Genomic DNA, 18,508 nt, shown 5'->3' with positions numbered 1-18,508 from the left:
CCCATCCCGAACAGGACCGTGAAACAACTTTGCGCCGATGATAGTGCTGCAACCAGTGTGAAAGTAGGTTATCGTCAGGCTTGTTATTCGCAGTAGAGAAAAACCCGTCAAGCAATTGGCGGGTTTTTTTTCGTCTGGCGGTTTGTGATGGCGAACCCCAAACGAAGGCTGGGGTCAGACCCCCTCCTGCGTTGGCGTCGAATCTGGCGTTGGCGGTGTGGAGGGTCTGACCCCGGGTGTTCGGTTCAGCAGGCGTAAAAAAAGGCAGCGCTGCGCGCTGCCTTTTTTACTTAACGTCCTTAGCTCCCGCGATAAGTCGAATACGACCACGGCGATACCACCAGCGGCACGTGGTAGTTCTCGTCTGTATGCGCAATGCCGAAGGACAGGGTGACCAGGTCGATGAAGCGGGGGGCGGGCAGTTCCACGCCTTGGGCGGCGAAATAGTCTCCTGCATTGAAGACCAGTTCATACTGGCCCGCTTTCATGCTGTCGCCTTCCAGCAAGGGTGAACTGCAACGGCCGTCGCTGTTCGTCATATCCATCTTCAATAACACTTTGCCTTCCGGCGCAACTGAAAACAGGGCCACCTTGACGCCGGCTCCCGGCCTGCCGTGGGCGATATCGAGTACATGCGTGCTGAGTTTTCCCATTTGCTATCCTGTATATAGGGTGAGTGAATGTGCTTATCGTGCAAATCATATACCGGTGACTGCGCCGGGCTATATGATTGGGCATATAGCCAACATTGTCCTCCTATAGGCGCGCCTCCGCATGAACAATTACGAACATTATCCACGCGACTTGATCGGCTATGGCCGCACGCCACCCCATCCGCAATGGCCGGGCAAGGCCCGCATCGCGCTGCAATTCGTCCTCAATTACGAGGAAGGGGCGGAAAACAGCGTGCTGCATGGCGATCCCGCCTCGGAAACGTTTTTGTCGGAAATGATCGGGGCGGCCGCTTTTCCTGCGCGCCACCTGAGCATGGAGTCGATTTATGAATATGGCTCGCGCGCCGGGTTGTGGCGCCTGCTGCGCATGTTCGAGGAGCGGCGCCTGCCGCTGACCGTATTCGGCGTCTCGATGGCATTGAAGCGCAATCCGGAAGCGGTGGCCGCCTTCCAGAAACTGGGGCATGAAATCGCCTGTCATGGCTTGCGCTGGATTTCCTATCAAAACATGGACGAGGCGACGGAACGCGAACACATGCGCGAAGCCGTGCAGATCATCCGCGAATTGACGGGTTCCGCCCCGCAAGGCTGGTACACGGGGCGCGATTCTCCGAATACGCGCAAACTGGTGGTCGAGCATGGCGGTTTCCGCTACGACGCCGATTATTACGGCGATGATCTGCCATTCTGGGACAAGGTAGCGTACACGGATGCCTCCGGCATGCCTGCCGTGCAGCCACAGCTGATCGTGCCTTATACACTGGACACGAACGACATGCGCTTTGCGGCCATGCAGGGCTTTAATTCGGGCACGCAGTTTTTTGATTACTTGAAGGATGCCTTCGATGTGCTGTACGCGGAAGGCGATCCGAACGGCTTGAATCAGCCGAAGATGCTGTCCGTGGGCTTGCATTGCCGCCTGGTAGGACGGCCTGGCCGCGCGGCCGCCCTGGCGCGCTTTCTCGACTATGTGCAAGGTCATGAGCATGTGTGGATCACGCGCCGCATCGATATTGCCGAACACTGGCACGCGACGCATCCCTGTAGCGTTTGATAGGTATTGATATTGGATGATAAGTAAAATCAGTCTTTGCATATAGTTGTCCCATGTGCCGGTGTTAATCTCCTATACTGGGACTATACCGAGGCCAGCATGTCAGAACCGATCCGCTTTTACTACCGTGGTGCCGTACAGGAAGTACGCAACGCCGCCCCTACGCAGACTGTGTTGCAGCACCTGCGCGAGGATTTGCATTGCACGGGCACCAAGGAAGGCTGCGCCGAAGGCGATTGCGGCGCTTGCACCGTCGTCATCGGCAGCCTGGTGGATGGGCAAATCGAGATGAAAGCCGTCAACGCCTGCATCCAGCTCACTCCTACCCTCGATGGCAAGGCCCTGTTTTCCGTGGAAGACTTGCAACAGCCTGACGGCGCCCTGCATCCGGTGCAGCAGGCGATGGTCGAGTGTCACGGTTCCCAGTGCGGTTTTTGCACGCCAGGTTTTGTCATGTCCTTGTGGGGCATGTATCTGAAAAAAAACGGCGAGACACCCACGCGCGGCGAAATCGACGATACCCTGTCGGGAAATCTGTGCCGCTGCACGGGCTACCGGCCCATCATCGATGCAGCCAGGCGCATGGGCGAATTGCCGCACGTCACGTTCGACCGCGATGCCGTGGCGCAGCAATTACAGGCGTTGCAGCGCAGCAGCCTGATTACGTATGAACATGGCGGCCAGCAATTTCACGCGCCGCGCAGCATTGATGAACTGGTGGCACTGCGCGCGGCAAAGCCGCAAGCGTGCCTGCTGGCCGGCTCCACCGATATCGGCTTGTGGGTGACCAAGCAATTGCGCGACCTGGGCGACATCATTTATTTGGGTAACGTCGCTGCGCTGAAAACCATCGTGGTGGACGATGGCAAGTTGCACATCGGCGCCGGCGCCAGCCTCAACGATGCCTATGCGGCGCTGTGCGGGCATTATCCGCAGGAATTGTCTGAACTATGGCAACGCTTTGCTTCCTTGCCGATCCGTAACGCCGGTACGCTGGGCGGCAATGTGGCCAATGGCTCGCCCATCGGCGACTCGATGCCGTGGCTGATTGCGCTGGGCAGCGAGATCGTGCTGCGCGGTCCCGCCGGCCAGCGGATCATGCCGCTGGAAAACTTCTATCTGGCTTATCAAAAGAAAGATATGCAGCCAGGCGAATTCGTCGAAGCCGTGCGCGTGCCCTTGCCGCGTGCCGAGGTGCAATTCCGCACGTATAAGCTGGCCAAGCGCTTCGACCAGGATATCTCGGCCGTATGCGCCGCGTTTGCTTTTGAGCTCGATGGCGAGCGCATCGTCGATGCGCGCATCGCCTTTGGCGGCATGGCGGCCACGCCGCAGCGCGCCGCGCAAACGGAAGCGTTTTTGCGCGGACAAGCATGGACGGAAGACAATCTGGTCATCGCCATGCGTTTGTTGGCCGACGATTACGCGCCCCTGTCGGACATGCGCGCATCGGATACCTACCGCATGACGACGGCGCAAAACCTGTTGCGCCGCTTCTGGCTGGAAACACGCCTCGGTGCGCCGCTGTTGCGCACTGCCGTCAACGCCTACGCTTGCCGCGCCTGAAAGGACCAGCATGAACCATCCTGCCACGCCCGAACTGCAAGCGGCCGCCTGGGCCGCCGTGGGCAAGCCCAGTCCACATGAATCTGCGCAATTGCATGTGCTGGGGCAAGCCACATACACGGACGATATCGCCGAGTTGCAAGGCACCTTGCACGCGGCGCTGGGCCTGTCGCAAAAGCCGCACGCGCGCATCACGGCCATGGATTTGTCGGCCGTGCGCAGTGCGAACGGTGTCGCCGCCGTCTACACGGCGCAGGACATTCCCGGCACCAATGACTGCGGCCCTATCATCCATGACGATCCCATCCTGGCTGCGGAACTGGTGCAATACGTGGGCCAGCCCATCTTTATCGTGGTGGCCGATACGCACGACCATGCGCGCCGCGCTGCCCGCCTGGCGCAGGTATCGTACGAGGAATTGCCCGCGATCATGACGCCGCAAGCGGCCAAGGCCGCGCAATCGTATGTGCTGCCGCCGATGCAGCTGACACGCGGCAACTACCAGGCTGCGTTCGAGGGCGCGCCGCATGTGGTCAAGGGCCAGCTGTATGTGGGCGGCCAGGAACAGTTTTATCTGGAAGGACAGATTTCCTACGCCATCCCGAAGGAAGCGCAAGGCATGCTGGTGCTGTGTTCGACCCAGCATCCGAGCGAGATGCAGCACGTGGTGGCGCATGCACTGGGCGTGCATTCGCACAACATTACCGTCGAATGCCGGCGCATGGGGGGCGGTTTCGGTGGCAAGGAATCGCAGTCGGCCCTGTGGGCGGCGGCCGCATCGATTGCGGCGGCCAAACTGAAGCGCCCCGTGAAACTGCGCGCCGACCGCGACGACGACATGCTGGTGACGGGCAAGCGCCACTGTTTCTACTATGAATACGAAGTGGGCTACGACGATGAGGGCAGGATACTTGCCGCCAAGGTCGACATGACCACGCGTGCCGGCTATTCGGCCGACCTGTCCGGCCCCGTCGCCACGCGCGCCGTCTGCCACTTCGACAACACCTATTACCTGTCCGACGTGGATATCCGCGCCGCCTGCGGCAAGACGAATACCCAGTCGAACACGGCTTTCCGGGGCTTTGGCGGGCCGCAGGGCGCCATTGCCATCGAGTATGTGATCGATGAAATCGCCCGCCATTTGCAACGCGATGCGCTCGATATCCGCCTGCTCAATTTCTATGGGCGCAACGATACCGAGGGGCGCAATGTCACACCGTATGGGCAGACCATCGTCGATAATGTCATCCACGAGCTCGTCGCTGAGCTAGAGGAGAGCAGCGACTACCGCGCGCGCCGCCGCGCCATCGACGCCTTCAACGAGGCCAGCCCGATCCTGAAGAAGGGCCTGGCGTTCACGCCGCTGAAATTCGGCATCGCCTTCAACGTCACGCATCTGAACCAGGCAGGTGCCTTGGTCCACGTGTATGTGGATGGCTCCGTACTGGTCAACCATGGCGGCACGGAAATGGGGCAGGGTATCAATACCAAGGTGATGCAAGTGGTGGCGCACGAACTGGGGCTGGACCTGGAGCGCGTACGGGCCACGGCCACGGATACCAGCAAGGTGGCGAACACGTCGGCCACGGCAGCGTCCACCGGCGCCGACCTGAATGGCAAGGCGGCGCAGGATGCGGCGCGCCAGATCCGTGAACGCCTGGCCGATTACGCGGTCAAACTGTACGGCGGCGACGTTGCTGCAGTGCGCTTCTTCAATAACCATATCCACGTGCATGGCCATGTCGTTGCGTTTGCCGAGCTGGTGCAGAAGGCTTATCTGGCCCGGGTGCAACTGTGGTCGGACGGCTTTTATGCCACGCCTGGCCTGTCGTGGGATGCGAAGACGATGAAGGGCCATCCGTTTTCCTACTATGCGTATGGCGCGGCCGTGGCTGAAGTGGTGGTCGATACCTTGACGGGGGAATGGAAGCTGCTGCGTGCGGACGCCTTGTACGACGCTGGCCAGTCATTGAATCCTGCGATTGATCTGGGTCAGGTGGAAGGCGCATTTATCCAGGGCATGGGTTGGCTGACGACGGAGCAGCTGTGGTGGAACGCGGCGGGCAAGCTGATGACGCACGCGCCATCGACGTACAAGATTCCCGGCATTTCCGATTGCCCCGAAGATTTTCGCGTCAAGTTGTTCCAGAACCGCAACGTGGAAGACAGCATCCACCGTTCCAAAGCCGTGGGCGAACCGCCGTTGCTGCTGCCGTTCTCCGTCTTCTTTGCCATTCGCGACGCCATTTCCAGCGTGGGCCATCACGCCGTGCAGCCACCGCTGAATGCCCCCGCTACCAGCGAGGAAATCCTCAAGGCGGTCATGGCCGTGCAAGCGGCGCATGCCGGCGCCTAGGAGCAGAGGATGAGCGACTGGCTGACAGCAATCGAGAATGACACGCAGGCATCCGTGCTGGTGACGGTCGCCCTGGTGGAAGGCTCGGGGCCGCGCGAGGCGGGCGCGAAGATGCGCGTCACCCTTGAAGGCCAGGTGGACACCATCGGTGGCGGCCACCTGGAATTGCGTGCCGTGGAAATTGCCAAGACCATGCTGGCCACGGCAGATACCCATGCGCGGCTCGAGCGTTTTGCGCTCGGCCCCAGCCTGGGACAATGCTGCGGTGGCGTCGTCCACCTGGCGTTCGAGTATGTCGATGCCAGCTTGAACGAATTGCTGGCCGCCTTGCGCGAACGGCGCCAGCATGACAGCTGGAAAGTCACGGCGCTTGACGGTGATGCCGCGTCGGCCCTGTTCGATGCCGCCGGTAAACTGATTGCCGGCGCACCAAGCCATGCACCCAATACGTTCGCGCGCGAACGCAGTACCCATGTCGCTCAGGATGGCAAGGGGCGGCGCTGGCTGGTCGACCCCTGCCTGGCGCCGCGCGCGCACCTGACCTTGTTTGGCGCCGGTCACGTGGGCGCCGCCATCGTGCGCGCGCTGGCCCACGTGCCCTGCAATATCACCTGGGTCGATGAACGCGAAGACATGTTTCCAGAGCAACTGCCAGATAACGTGCGCATCGCCGCCACCGACACGCCCGAGGAATTCGTTGCCATGGCGCCGCCGAGCGGCAGTTTTCTCGTCATGACGCACAGCCATGCGCTCGATCAACGCTTGACGCAAGCCATCATGGAGCGCAAGGATGCGGGCTGGTTCGGCTTGATCGGTTCGCACACGAAACGCAAGCAATTCGAGCACCGACTGCAGGCGCGCGGCGTACCGGATGAGCGCATTGCCGCCATGGTCTGTCCGATCGGCATGCCCGGCATCCGCAACAAGGCGCCGGCCGTGATCGCCGCTTCCGTTGCCTGTCAACTACTCATGGTGTGGGAGGAAGCGGCCGCGGCCGCCCTGGCCGCACCGCTGCGGCTGGCTACTGCCAGTGCGCCACCGCGACGCGAGAAACGCGCCGCCATTCACCCGTTATAGAAAGAAGTCATGCCGATAGTTCCTGCCACATTGCAAGCTTACCGTGCCAGCTTGCTGCACTTTCACGCCGATCCCGCTTTCACCGAGGAGGCGCACGCCTGGCATGCGGACGGCTTGCTGATCGTGGCCGACGGCAAGGTCGTGGCGGCTGGCGATTATGCATCGCTGCAAGCGACTTTGCCGCCCGGCACCGAGATCGTCGATTACCGCGGCAAGCTGATCGTGCCGGGTTTCATCGACACGCATCTGCATTTTCCGCAGACGGAAATGATCGCCTCGCCTGCCCCCGGTTTGCTGCCATGGCTGGAGACGTACACCTTCCCTACCGAGCGCGCGTTTGAGAATCCAGAGCATGCGCGCAACGTGGCCGAGTTTTTCCTCGATGAACTGCTGCGCTGCGGCACCACCACGGCCATGGTGTATGGCAGCGTGCATCCGCAATCGGTCGATGCCTTCTTTGGCGCCAGCGAGGCGCGCGGCTTGCGCATGGTGGCGGGCAAGGTCATGATGGACCGCAATTGCCCCGAGTTCCTGCGCGACACGGCCGAGTCCGGCGCACGCGAAAGCGAAGAGCTGATCCGGCGCTGGCACAAGCACGGCCGCTCGCTGTATGCGATCACGCCCCGTTTCGTGCCGACGTCCACGAATGAACAGATGCAGCTGGCGGGCGAGCTGGCGCGCGCCTATCCGGATACGTATTTGCAGACCCACGTATCGGAAAACGAGGATGAATGCCGCTGGGTGCGCGAACTGCATCCGCAGGCGCGCAGCTACCTCGATGTGTATGACCAGTACGGCATGCTGCGTCCGCGCGCCATGTTTGGCCACTGCATCTGGCTCGACGAGCGCGACCGCGCGCGCATGGCGGAAACGTCGTCGGCGGCCGCCATTTGTCCTACGTCAAACCTGTTCCTCGGTAGCGGCCTGTTCGATTTCGAGCGGGCCGATGCGGCGAAAGTGCTGCTGTCGCTGGCGACCGATGTGGGCGGCGGCACCTCGTTCTCGATGTTGCAAACCATGAACGAAGCCTATAAAGTAGCACGCTTGAAAGGCAGCTATCTGCCCGCCTTGCGCATGTTTTACCTGGCGACCTTGGGCGCCGCGCGCGCCATGCAGCTGGAAGGCACCCTCGGCAATTTTACGGCAGGCACGGAAGCGGATTTTATTGTGCTCGACAAGCAGTCGACGCCGTTGCTCGAGCGCCGCACGGCCGGCTGTCAAAGCCTGGAGGAATTGCTGTTTGCCTTTGCGCTGCTGGGCGACGACCGCGCCGTGGCCGCCACCTATTCAGGCGGGCAATGCGTGCATGTGCGGGGGCAGGGCTGACCTACCCGTTGTTCAACACGAATTATCCTGAGCGAGAACGCTAATGCACAAGAAACTCACTGGCCTGGCGCTTGGCGCCGCGCTGGCATTGACCGGAACGGCGCAGGCCGCCAAGGCGGTAGCCGCCCCGTCTTCCAACGAAGCGGCCACCGCGCGCCATTTTGCTGCCCTGGTTGCCGGTGCGCAGCCGAAGACAGCCGAGTTGAGCCTGTTCTTTTCCATGATGCCCAAGGGCGGTGATCTGCATCACCATTACTCGGGCGCCATTTACGCGGAGCAATTCCTCGACTGGGTCGACAAGGAAAACTATTGCGTCAACAAGACGACGTACCGCATCGAAAGCAACAAGGATGTCGTGGCGGCCGAGCGCGCCAAGCCGGCCGCGCAGCGTGGATGCCTGTCGTCCACGGAAGTGTTTGCCGATGCGGGCCTGTATGCGGAATTGCTGCAGCGCTGGTCGACCAAGGATTTCTATAACCACGGCGCCATCCAGACGCCGCCGGACCGCACTTTTTTTGACACCTTCGGCTACTTCGGCCCCGTTGCGTCGAGCAACACGGCTGACGGCTTGAAAACCCTGAAGCAGCGCGCCATCGCGGAAAACCTCAGCTATATCGAGACGATTTTCGAACTGTCGCCATTCGTGCAGAACGCGCAGTTCGACCAGCAGGTGCTGGCGCCGGGCTTGCAGCCGGCAGCGTTGCAAGCCGTGCTGGCCAACTGGACCGGCAGCCTGGAGCAGGATGCCAGCTTCCAGAAAAGCATCACTGCCTACAACGACAACGTCAACGCCAGCAGCGCCGGCATCGACGATGCGAACTTCACCATGCGCTACCAGGCGTATGTGCTGCGTTTCCTGTCGCCATCGCAAGTGTTCTCGTCCATGGTGGCCGCGTTCAAGGCAGCGAGCCTGAATCCGCTGCTGGTGGGCGTGAACATCGTGGGCCAGGAAAGCGTGAACGTGTCGATGCGCGATTACAGCCTGCACATGGAAATGTTCAAGTTCCTCAAGGCTAAGTATCCAAACGTCAAGATCGCACTGCACGCTGGCGAGCTGGCGCTGGGCATGGTGCCGCCGGAAGGCATGACGTTCCATATTGCCGAAGCCGTCGATGTGGCAGGCGCCGACCGTATCGGTCACGGCATGGATATCGCGTACGAAAACAATGCGCTGGCAACCATGCAGAAAATGCGCGAGCGTAACATCCCCGTGGAAGTGAACCTGACCAGCAACGATTACATTCTCGGTATCAAGGGCCAGGCGCATCCGATCACCCTGTACCGCAAATATGGCGTGCCGTTCGTGATTTCTACCGATGACGCGGGCGTCTCGCGCAATACCTTGTCGAATGAATACGTGCTGTTTGCCAGCCAGTACAAGACGGATTATGCGGAAATCAAAAAACTGTCCTACAACAGTCTGCGCTATTCCTTCTTGGCGGAAGCGGACAAGCAACGTTTGCTGAAAGCGCTCGATGCCCGTTTCACCCGTTTCGAAGCCTTGATCGCAAATAGTGATCGCAAAGCAACTGTTGTAAAACCGTAAAAGTATTTCACCTCTGTTCCTTTCCACGCGACCGCGACTAGCGGTCGCGTAACCTCCTGTTCTTCATAGTTACAAAACCCTCCTTTTATCCTTTTTGTTGTGCCTTTACGACAAAAAATGATGCGCTAGTAGTGCTTTCTTGCAATTATTTTCTGAAACAATTTCCAAGTCTTGCCGCTCATCTATAATTTCGCCCCGATGAGGTGAGCTTGCTCGGTTGATACAAAAAATGCGGCTTCCAGCGGTGATTTATATTTTTTATATATAAATTATTAAAAAAAAACGTATTTGTCAGCCTACAGACCTTAATGCATAGTTGGACGGCGAAGAATTGAATAAGTCATTTTTGATATCGCTTTTGTGACAATTCAGGATGTCTAGCGGCTCCTGTCACATTGCGGTCATATCCGTGTAACGGATTTGAAATATTCGATCTTTATACTGCCGTGTCTAGTTGGATAGTTTCCGTGTTTCACCACAATATAAGCAAGTCAAAATCTTGTAAGTTACAACACACTCTAGGGGGTTCAAATGCAGTTCATTCAACAACCAAAATTGCGACTAAGTATGATCGCAGTGGCATGCCAACTGGCTTGCTTCGGCATCTCCACTGCGCATGCGCAAACCGACGTCGAAGCCGCAAAAGTGGTCATTACCGCGAAAAAAACCGGTATGGGCCTGATGGTGACGGAAGATGCCCCAAAGGCACGCAGCACGATTACGGCAGAAGAACTGGAAAAGCAACGTCCAACGGGAAATGCGTACGAAGCCCTGGAAATGTTGCCAGCTGTTAATAGCTACAACTACGATGCAACTGGCCTGTTCGGCGGCGGCCTGACACTGCGCGGCTTTAACTCCGACCAGATCGGCGCCACGATCAACGGCGTGCCGGTGAATGACTCCGGTAGTTTTGCCATCTACCCACAAGAATATGTTGACCAGGAAAATACCTGCTCGCAAACCGTGACCCAGGGTTCGACCGATGCCGATTCGCCACAAGTGGGCGCCACCGGCGGCAACTTCGGTATCAACACCTGCAATCCTGAAGACAAGCACCGCCTGCGCATGATGCAGACCATCGGTCAACTGAACATGAAGAAAACCTTCGTGCGCGTCGACACCGGCCTGTTCTCGGACAAGCGCACCAAGATGTTCGTGTCCGCTTCGCATGCTGAAGCCGACAAATGGAAAGGCAAGGGCGGCGCCAAGCGCGACCATATCGATGCCGGCATCAACTACGACTGGGACCGTTTCAACTATATTCACGCCACCTTGCTGTACAACGAGGCGATGAACAACAACATCAATAACCTGACCTTGGCTGAAATCAACAAGAACGGTTATAACTTCGACTATGCCGATACCTTCAAAGGCCATCTGAAGCCGGTCAAAGGCACTGCCCAAGTGGAAACCACGCAGTCTCCAGCCTTCTACAAGCTGGGCATCAACCCGTTCAAGAATGCCATCGCATCGGCAACGGCCAAGTTCCGCCTGAACGAGAACCTGGACCTGAAAGTACTGCCATACATCTGGTACGGCTATGGTAACGGTGGTGTGCAACAGCGCGCCCAGTCGGAAAAAGCTTTCTATGACGCAGCCACTGGCATGCGTAATGGCACCGTGGACTTGAACGGCGACGGCGACACCCTTGACACCGTCCTGGTCGCTAACGCCAGCGTCACCAAGACCTTCCGTCCAGGCGTGACCGCGTCGCTGAACTGGTCGTCCGGCAACCACGATGTGCTCGGTGGCTTCTGGTACGAGCGCGCTCGCCATCAGCAAACGGGCCCGATGCTGGCATTGAGCAATGATGGTATCTCGCAAGATCCTTGGCTGCAAAACGGCCAGATCCTGCGTCCGGATGGCACGCCAGCGCAAAGCCGTAACTGGATGTCGATTTCGACCGCTTATCAGTTCTTCCTGCAAGACACGATCAGCCTGAACGATGACAAGCTGAAGATCAATATCGGCGTACGTAGCCCGAACGTGAAGCGTGACTTCACCAACTACGGCGACGAAAACAACAACGTCAAGCCGTACAACCTGATCAAGAAATACAACACCCTGCTGCCGCAACTGGGCGCCCGTTACCGCATCACCAACGACGATCAATTGTTCATTTCGGTCGCCAAAAACGTCAAAGCACCACCTAACTTCGTGTTCGGCAACATCGGCACCAGCGTGAAAGTGGTCAATGGCGTTGCCAACTTTGTTGGTGATGTGAAACAAGAGTCGTCGTGGAATACCGATATCGGCTATCGCCACCAGGATGACAAGTTCATCGCTTCGGTGACGGCGTTCTTCGTCGACTTCAAGGATCGCCAGGCAACCACCTTCGATCCAATCACGCAGTCGAGCAGCTACACCAACGTGGGCCGCGTCAGCAACAAGGGTCTGGAATTTGAAATCGGCAATACGCCGATCAATGGCTGGGCAATGTACGGTTCGCTGGGTTTCAATAACAGCAAAATCAAGGACGACATGCTGTCCGCGACGAATGTGTACCTGCCGACTGCTGGCAAGGAAATGATCAACACGCCGAAGAAGAAAGCCGGCCTGTCGATCGAGTACCAGAATGGTTCGTTCTGGACCCGCGTGAAAGCGCGCGCCACCGGCCAGCAGCAAGCATCGATGGTCAATGATGAAACGGCGCCAGGCTACACCACCTTCGGTATCGATGGCGGCTACACCTTTGCCAACTTCGGTTACATCAAGCGTCCTAAGCTGACATTTAACCTGAGCAACATCACGGACAAGCAGTACCGCAATCCGTCCTCGACCACCGTCAAGAACACCCAGCCTATCGCTGGCGTGACGACGTCGGTTGATACCCAGCGTTACTACCTGGGCGCACCACGCTTCGTATCGGTCACCCTGTCGATCGATATCTAATCGACGCTGACGCGCAGCCTGCAGGCCAGGCTGCGCGCGATGTGTTGCAACGGGCCTCAGGGCCCGTTTTTCTTTTCTGGCGGCGTTGTGCAGCCGGACCTTGTTTAACCCGTTTGCGCAATGCCGTACCCCGGCCGTTGCGCTATGCTGCGAAGCCTATGAAAACACTGCCCTTATCCCTGATCGCGGTGGCCATCGCCGCCGCCATGACCGGTTGCGCCACCCATCCCGTGGCGCCCGTCGATATCAACCTGGTTGCCCTGAACGATTTTCACGGCAATCTCGACCGCAGCAAATTTACCTACACGAGCGTCGCCGATGCCGAGCGCAAGACGGTGCAGGCCGGCGGCATCGATACCTTGTCCGGCGCATTGACGGCGTGGCGGCGCGAAGATGCCCAGCTGATCTTTGTCGGCAATGGCGACCTGGTCGGTGCCAGTCCCGCCATGTCGGCGCTGTGGGCGGACGAACCGAGCATCGTCGCCATGAACATGCTGGGCATGAAGGCCAGTTCCGTCGGCAACCATGAATTTGACCAGGGCAAGGCGGAATTGCTGCGCCAGCAGCGCGGCGGCTGTGAATCATCGCGCGCCGACAAGGCGTGCAAATTCACGCCCGACTTCAAGGGCGCCAGCTACACTTATATGGCGGCCAATGTCATCGACACGCAAACGGGCAAGCCCCTGCTGCCCGCCTACCGCATCGAAGAGGCGCATGGCGTCAAGGTGGGCCTGATCGGCGCCGTGCTGAAGGATACGCCGTCCGTGGTGACGGCCGCCGGCATTGCCGGCCTGCAGTTTGGCGATGAAGCGGACGCCATCAACGCCACCTTGCCGCAACTGCGGGCGCAAGGCGTGGGCGTGTTCGTCGTGCTGCTGCACCAGGGCGGCGAGACCAAGGAAGCCGTCGACCAGCCCGACTGCAGCCACCTGAACGGCGAAGTGGTCGACGTGGTGAAACGCCTCGACCCGGCGATTCAGCTGGTCATCAGCGGCCATTCGCACCAGGGTTATCTGTGCCGTGTCGATGGCCGCCTGGTGACGCAGGCGCAGATGGGCGGACACATGTTGACGCGCATCAAGCTCAAGGTCGATCCCGTCAAGAATGCGGTGATCGATGCCAGCGCGCAAAACGTCGTCATGCTGCCAGGCATGTATGAGCCGGACCCGGCCGTGGCAGCCTACCTGGAATCGGTCAAGCAGCGCAGTGCGGCCGAATTGTCGCGTCCCGTGGCCAGTATCGCCGTGCCGAACGTGGGCCGCAGCACCAAGGGCGGCGGCGCTTCCCCGCTGGGCGACCTGGTGGCCGACAGCACCCTGTTCGGCGCGCGCGCTGCCGGTGCGCAAATCGGCCTGATGAACAATGGCGGCATCCGCAAGGACCTGGAAGCGGGCGCCGACCTGATGACGAACGTGGGCCAGAACCAGGCCGTGGTACCGTTCGGCAATACCCTGATCGTCGTGAGTCTTTCCGGCGCGCAAATCCGTATCTTGCTCGAGCAGCAATGGCCGGGCGAAGAGGCAGGCGAGGGCAACCTGTTGCAAGTGTCCGAAGGTTTTAGTTACCGCTGGGACAGCACGCGGCCGCCGGGCCAGCGCGTGCTGCCGGGCAGCATCATGCTCAATGGCGTCGCCATTGATGACAATCAACAATACCGTGTCGCCGCCAACAGTTTCCTGGCCGGCGGCGGCGACCGTTTCACCGTGCTGGCGGCCGGCACGCGCCGGCTCGACACGGGCGTGCGCGACATCGACGCCTTCAGCAATTACCTGATCGACCGTGCGCGCGTCGGCAAACCGGCTGGCAGCGCCACGGCGGCCGGCCGCATCGTGCGCGTCCAATAATCTTTACAAGGAAAAACCATGCGTCGTTTATTTGTTTCCCTGCTCGTCACTACCCTGTTCGCGGGCACGGCCCACGCGGATTTCACCATTCCCGGCTTTGAGCTGGTGCACACTTCGCCCGTGGAAACGAGCTTGACGAATCCCGACCTGCGCGAACCCGTCGCCGTGTGGAGCGAGCTGTTTGATTCGGCCAAAAAAGAAATCGTCATCGCCCAGTTCTACGCCGTCAGCAAGCCGGGCACGGCTTTTGAAAAGGTGCTGGCCAGCCTGACGGCCGCCGGCCAGCGCGGCGTGAAGATCCGTTTCCTGCTGGACCAGAAGGGCGTGGGCCTGTCGGAAGCGGCCACCATCGCCCGGATCAAGGCGATTCCTAACCTGGACTTGCGCCTCATCGACTTCAATAAAATCACGGGCAACGGCATCGTGCATGCGAAATACCTGGCCGTCGATGGCCAGGTGGCGTACATCGGCAGCCAGAATTTCGACTGGCGCTCGTTCGAGCACATCCATGAGACGGGCTTGAAGATCACGGAGCCAGGCATGGTGAGCCAGGTGCAAGCCATCTTCGAGCAGGATTGGCAGGCCCAGGCATTGACGTCGCAAGGCAGCCGCGCCACTGTGCTCAACAGCAAGGTCGTGCCGGCCAACTACGCGCAAAACGCTTTCCTGCTGGCCAGCCCGAATGCCTACAACCCGGCCGGCGTGGGTGACTCGGAAACAGGCTTGCCCGCCTTGCTGGCGGAAGCGAAAAGCGAAGTGCGCATCCAGCTGCTCGATTATGCACCGCTGTCCTACGGCCCGAACCGCACGCGTCCGTACTACGCCGTGATCGACAACGCCGTGCGCACAGCCGCCCAGCGCGGCGTGAAAATCAAGCTGATGGTGTCCGCCTGGAACACCGAAGCGCCGGCCATCGCCTACCTGAAAAGTCTGGCCCTGGTGCCGAACGTGGAAATCCGCATCGTGACGATACCCACGGCGTCGACGGGTTTTATCCCGTTCGCGCGCGTGATCCACAGCAAGACCATGAGCATCGACGGCAAGCTGGCCTGGGTCGGCACGAGCAACTGGGCGGGCGGTTATTTCGACTTGTCGCGCAACCTGGAAGTGGTGCTGCGCAACGAACAGATGGCGCAGCGCATTGCCGCGCTGCATGAGCAGACGTGGAGCTCGGCGTACGCGCAGCCCATCGACATCAACAAGCAGTATCCGAAACCGGCCAAGGCCGCGCCGCAAGGCAAGGAGTGAACATGAAAAAATTACTGTGCGCGCTGGCGCTGGGTGCCGCTTTCGCTTCCGGCAATGTGCTGGCGTGGGGCAATGACGGCCACCGCGCCGTGGGCGCCATCGCCGATCAATTGCTCAAGGGCAGTGCCGCCCAGGCACAGGTGGCCAAATTGCTGCTGCCAGGCGAAAGCCTGGAAAAGATCGCCAACTGGCCCGATTGCGTAAAGGGCACGTATTGCGGTCCGCAATCGCCGGAAATGCTGACCTATGTGGCGGCCAACCCCAAGCATGGCGAATACCATTACACGAATGTGCCGTTCCAGAACGCGCACTACCATGACCATGGCGTAGGCACGGCCGACGACGATATCGTGCAAACGCTCAGGCAGGCGATCCTGGTGTTGCAAGGCAAGGCTGACGCGGCCAGCAATCCGCACGGCTTCAGCCAGCGCGAAGCCCTGATCCTGATCACGCACCTGGTAGGCGATATCCATCAGCCACTGCATGTTGGCAATGCGTTTCTCGGCAAGGATGGCCAGTTCTTTGTGCCCGCCACGCAGGCGCAGATCGACGACATCGCCATTTTCAATGCACGTGGCGGCAACGATTTGCTGCTCGACGATGCGAAGATGACGGCGCTGTCCGACGCCCTGATTCCCGCGCCGCTGCCGGCAGAAGAGGGCACGGCCAAGCCAGCCAGCGCGTATCCGAAGTCGCCCACCAAGCCCCTGCATTCGTATTGGGACACGACCGTGGTCGATTACGCCATGCGCCGCCTGAGCACGCACACGCCGCAGCAGTTCGCCCGCACCGTGATCGCCAGCGCGCCTGTGGTCAGCGCCAATAGCGGCGACCCCGCCACCTGGCCGTATCAGTGGGCCGATGCCTCGCTGGCGGCGTCAAAGATTGCCTTCACGGACGTGGTGGCCGGCCCGGCCACGCAGCAGACCAGCCGCAAGGGCGAGGTCTACAACGTCTGGAGCTTGACGGTGCCCGATAATTATCCGGTGCCCAGCTCGGCGCTGGCGAAGCAGCAGCTGATCGAGGGCGGCTATCACCTGGCGGCCGTGCTGCAGGCGATCTGGCCGCAGTAAGATGGCATTCGAAAGCGGCCTGCGGGCCGCTTTTTTCATGCCAGGATGACGGCGATTCCCATCTCGCGGTAGGGCGCGACCAGCGCATCATCCACGTCGCGGTGCACGATGATGTCGTTGACCTGGCTCAAGGGCGCGACCTGGAACGGCGAGGCCGTATTGAACTTTTCCGGCGAAGCCAGCACGACAGTGCGGCTTGACGCCGCGCTCAGTGCGCGCTTCACGCATGCTTCCTCATAATCGCCGGTGGTGATGCCCGCTTGCGGATGCAGGCTGGACACGCCCATGAAATACAGATCGGCGCGGATGCGGCCGATGGCTTCCACGGTCGCCGCGCCGACGCCCACGATCGAGTGCTTGTACAGGCGCCCGCCCAGCATCAGCACTTCGATCGATGGGTGATTCACCAGTTCGACGGCAATCGACGGGCTGTGCGTGACGATGGTGGCGCGCAAGTCGCGCGGCAGCTGGCGCGCCAGCTGCACGGCGGTCGTGCCGCCATCGAGGAATACCACTTGTCCCGTTTGTATCATGGCGCCCGCCGCGCGGCCGATGGCGGGCTTGGCTTCGGGGGAGATCTGTTCGCGTCCCGCAAACGGCGCCAGCGCGGGCGAGCGCGGCAGCAAGGGCAGGGCGCCGCCATGCACGCGCTCCAATAGTCCTTCTTTTGCCAGCTCGCGCAGGTCGCGCCGTATCGTGTCTTCCGACAAGCCCAGGCTATCGCTGACGGCCTTGGCGACGATCTGTCCTTCGCGCTGGAGCAAGTCCAGCAGATATTGTTTGCGTTGATGTGTCAGCATGATTTTTCTTGTTAATTCTTGATATTGCACGAGTTTGCATGATAAAGTCGGAAAATACAAGCACAAGGAGATGATATGCGCGAAGACAATTTGGGACAGGAGAGGGTACGCATCCAGCAGGTGCAGACCCTGTCGCACGACTGGTATCTATTGCAAAAGACCACGTTCGACTATCTGCGCCACGATGGCGAATGGCAGACGCAGACGCGGGAAACCTATGACCGCGGCGATGGCGCCACCATCCTGCTTTACAACAAGGTAAAACGCACGGTGATCCTGATCCGCCAGTTCCGTTTTCCCACCTACCGCGAAGGCCATGACGGCTTCCTCATCGAATCGGCGGCCGGCTTGCTGGAAGAAGCCAGTGCTGAAGAGCGCATCCGCGCCGAGGTGGAAGAGGAAACCGGTTACCGGGTGGGGCAGGTGCACAAGATATTCCAGGCTTTCATGAGTCCCGGTTCCGTGACGGAACGCCTGCATTTTTTTGTCGGCGAATATGATCCGGCCAGCCGCATCGGCGACGGCGGTGGCCTGGCGCACGAGGGCGAGGATATCGAAGTGCTGGAACTGCCCCTGGCGCAGGCGCTGCAGATGGTGGCCGATGGGCGCATCTGCGATGGCAAGACCATCATGCTGCTGCAGCATGCGCAATTGCAACTGATGCCGGTGAATCAGGGCATGCAGATACTGGTTGCCGGCCCCTACCGTTCAGGCACGGGTGACGATCCGCTCTTGATGCAGCGCAATGTGGACGCCATGCAAGCCGTTTGCCTGCCCCTGTATGCCATGGGACACATGCCCGTGCTCGGTGAATGGCTGGCCTTGCCCATGCTGGCGCTGGCCGGTTCCACCCGGGTAGGCGACGCCGTGTACGAGGAATTGTTCCATGCGCATGCGACGCGTTTATTGAGCCATTGCGATGCCGTGCTGCGTCTCGGTGGCGCATCGGCTGGGGCGGACCAGATGGTGGCGGTGGCGCGCAGCCTGGGCCTGGCCGTGTTTTTCTCGCTGGATGAGATTTCGTAGGCGTAAAAAAAGCGAAGCCCGCGGGC

The 18,508-nt window shown here is 60.1% G+C and carries 13 protein-coding genes; 11 read left to right on the top strand and 2 right to left on the bottom strand.

The window, feature by feature from the left end:
• Positions 1-299: 299 nt before the first annotated feature.
• Positions 300-653: a hydroxyisourate hydrolase gene (uraH, locus tag BLT98_RS23650; protein ID WP_092611992.1), complete on the bottom strand. Its 354-nt coding sequence runs from the start codon at positions 651-653 to the stop codon at positions 300-302.
• Between the two features lie 121 nt (positions 654-774).
• Here uraH and puuE point away from each other — a divergent pair, with 121 nt between their 5' ends.
• The 10 genes from puuE to BLT98_RS23600 all read left to right on the top strand — a co-directional run bounded on the left by puuE (position 775) and on the right by BLT98_RS23600 (position 16,656).
• Positions 775-1,728, top strand: a complete 954-nt coding sequence (gene puuE, locus BLT98_RS23645) for an allantoinase PuuE (RefSeq protein ID WP_092611989.1) — start codon at positions 775-777, stop codon at positions 1,726-1,728.
• Positions 1,729-1,827: 99 nt separating this feature from the next.
• Positions 1,828-3,294 carry a xanthine dehydrogenase small subunit gene (gene xdhA, locus BLT98_RS23640; RefSeq protein ID WP_092611986.1) on the top strand — a complete coding sequence of 489 codons (1,467 nt, stop codon included), beginning with the start codon at positions 1,828-1,830 and terminating at the stop codon, positions 3,292-3,294.
• A 10-nt stretch (positions 3,295-3,304) separates the two neighbouring features.
• Positions 3,305-5,650, top strand: coding sequence for a xanthine dehydrogenase molybdopterin binding subunit (gene xdhB, locus BLT98_RS23635; RefSeq protein ID WP_092611983.1), 2,346 nt, complete (start codon positions 3,305-3,307; stop codon positions 5,648-5,650).
• Positions 5,651-5,659: 9 nt separating this feature from the next.
• The gene (xdhC, locus tag BLT98_RS23630; protein ID WP_092611980.1) at positions 5,660-6,727 is read left to right on the top strand and encodes a xanthine dehydrogenase accessory protein XdhC; all 1,068 of its coding nucleotides are present in this window, start codon (positions 5,660-5,662) and stop codon (positions 6,725-6,727) included.
• 9 nt (positions 6,728-6,736) lie between these two features.
• The gene (guaD, locus tag BLT98_RS23625; RefSeq protein WP_092611977.1) at positions 6,737-8,053 is read left to right on the top strand and encodes a guanine deaminase; all 1,317 of its coding nucleotides are present in this window, start codon (positions 6,737-6,739) and stop codon (positions 8,051-8,053) included.
• Positions 8,054-8,096: 43 nt separating this feature from the next.
• On the top strand, positions 8,097-9,599 hold the full coding sequence (locus BLT98_RS23620) for an adenosine deaminase family protein (protein WP_092611974.1): 1,503 nt from the start codon (positions 8,097-8,099) through the stop codon (positions 9,597-9,599).
• 567 nt (positions 9,600-10,166) lie between these two features.
• On the top strand, positions 10,167-12,491 hold the full coding sequence (locus BLT98_RS23615; RefSeq protein WP_244517658.1) for a TonB-dependent receptor: 2,325 nt from the start codon (positions 10,167-10,169) through the stop codon (positions 12,489-12,491).
• Positions 12,492-12,649: 158 nt separating this feature from the next.
• Positions 12,650-14,335, top strand: a complete 1,686-nt coding sequence (locus BLT98_RS23610) for a bifunctional metallophosphatase/5'-nucleotidase (protein ID WP_244517656.1) — start codon at positions 12,650-12,652, stop codon at positions 14,333-14,335.
• Positions 14,336-14,353: 18 nt separating this feature from the next.
• Positions 14,354-15,583, top strand: a complete 1,230-nt coding sequence (locus BLT98_RS23605; RefSeq protein ID WP_092611968.1) for a phospholipase D-like domain-containing protein — start codon at positions 14,354-14,356, stop codon at positions 15,581-15,583.
• A 2-nt stretch (positions 15,584-15,585) separates the two neighbouring features.
• Complete coding sequence (locus BLT98_RS23600) at positions 15,586-16,656, top strand: S1/P1 nuclease (RefSeq protein WP_092611965.1); 1,071 nt, start codon at positions 15,586-15,588, stop codon at positions 16,654-16,656.
• A gap of 35 nt (positions 16,657-16,691) precedes the next feature.
• Here BLT98_RS23600 and BLT98_RS23595 read toward each other — a convergent pair whose 3' ends face one another.
• Positions 16,692-17,456, bottom strand: a complete 765-nt coding sequence (locus tag BLT98_RS23595) for a DeoR/GlpR family DNA-binding transcription regulator (protein WP_092611961.1) — start codon at positions 17,454-17,456, stop codon at positions 16,692-16,694.
• A 75-nt stretch (positions 17,457-17,531) separates the two neighbouring features.
• Here BLT98_RS23595 and BLT98_RS29735 point away from each other — a divergent pair, with 75 nt between their 5' ends.
• Complete coding sequence (locus BLT98_RS29735; RefSeq protein ID WP_092611958.1) at positions 17,532-18,482, top strand: NUDIX domain-containing protein; 951 nt, start codon at positions 17,532-17,534, stop codon at positions 18,480-18,482.
• Positions 18,483-18,508: the final 26 nt, after the last annotated feature.

Source organism: Janthinobacterium sp. YR213 (assembly GCF_900099875.1).
Lineage (GTDB): Bacteria > Pseudomonadota > Gammaproteobacteria > Burkholderiales > Burkholderiaceae_D > Janthinobacterium > Janthinobacterium lividum.
The sequence above is the reverse complement of the archived record's forward strand: the minus strand, read 5'-3'. Positions and strand labels throughout refer to the sequence as shown.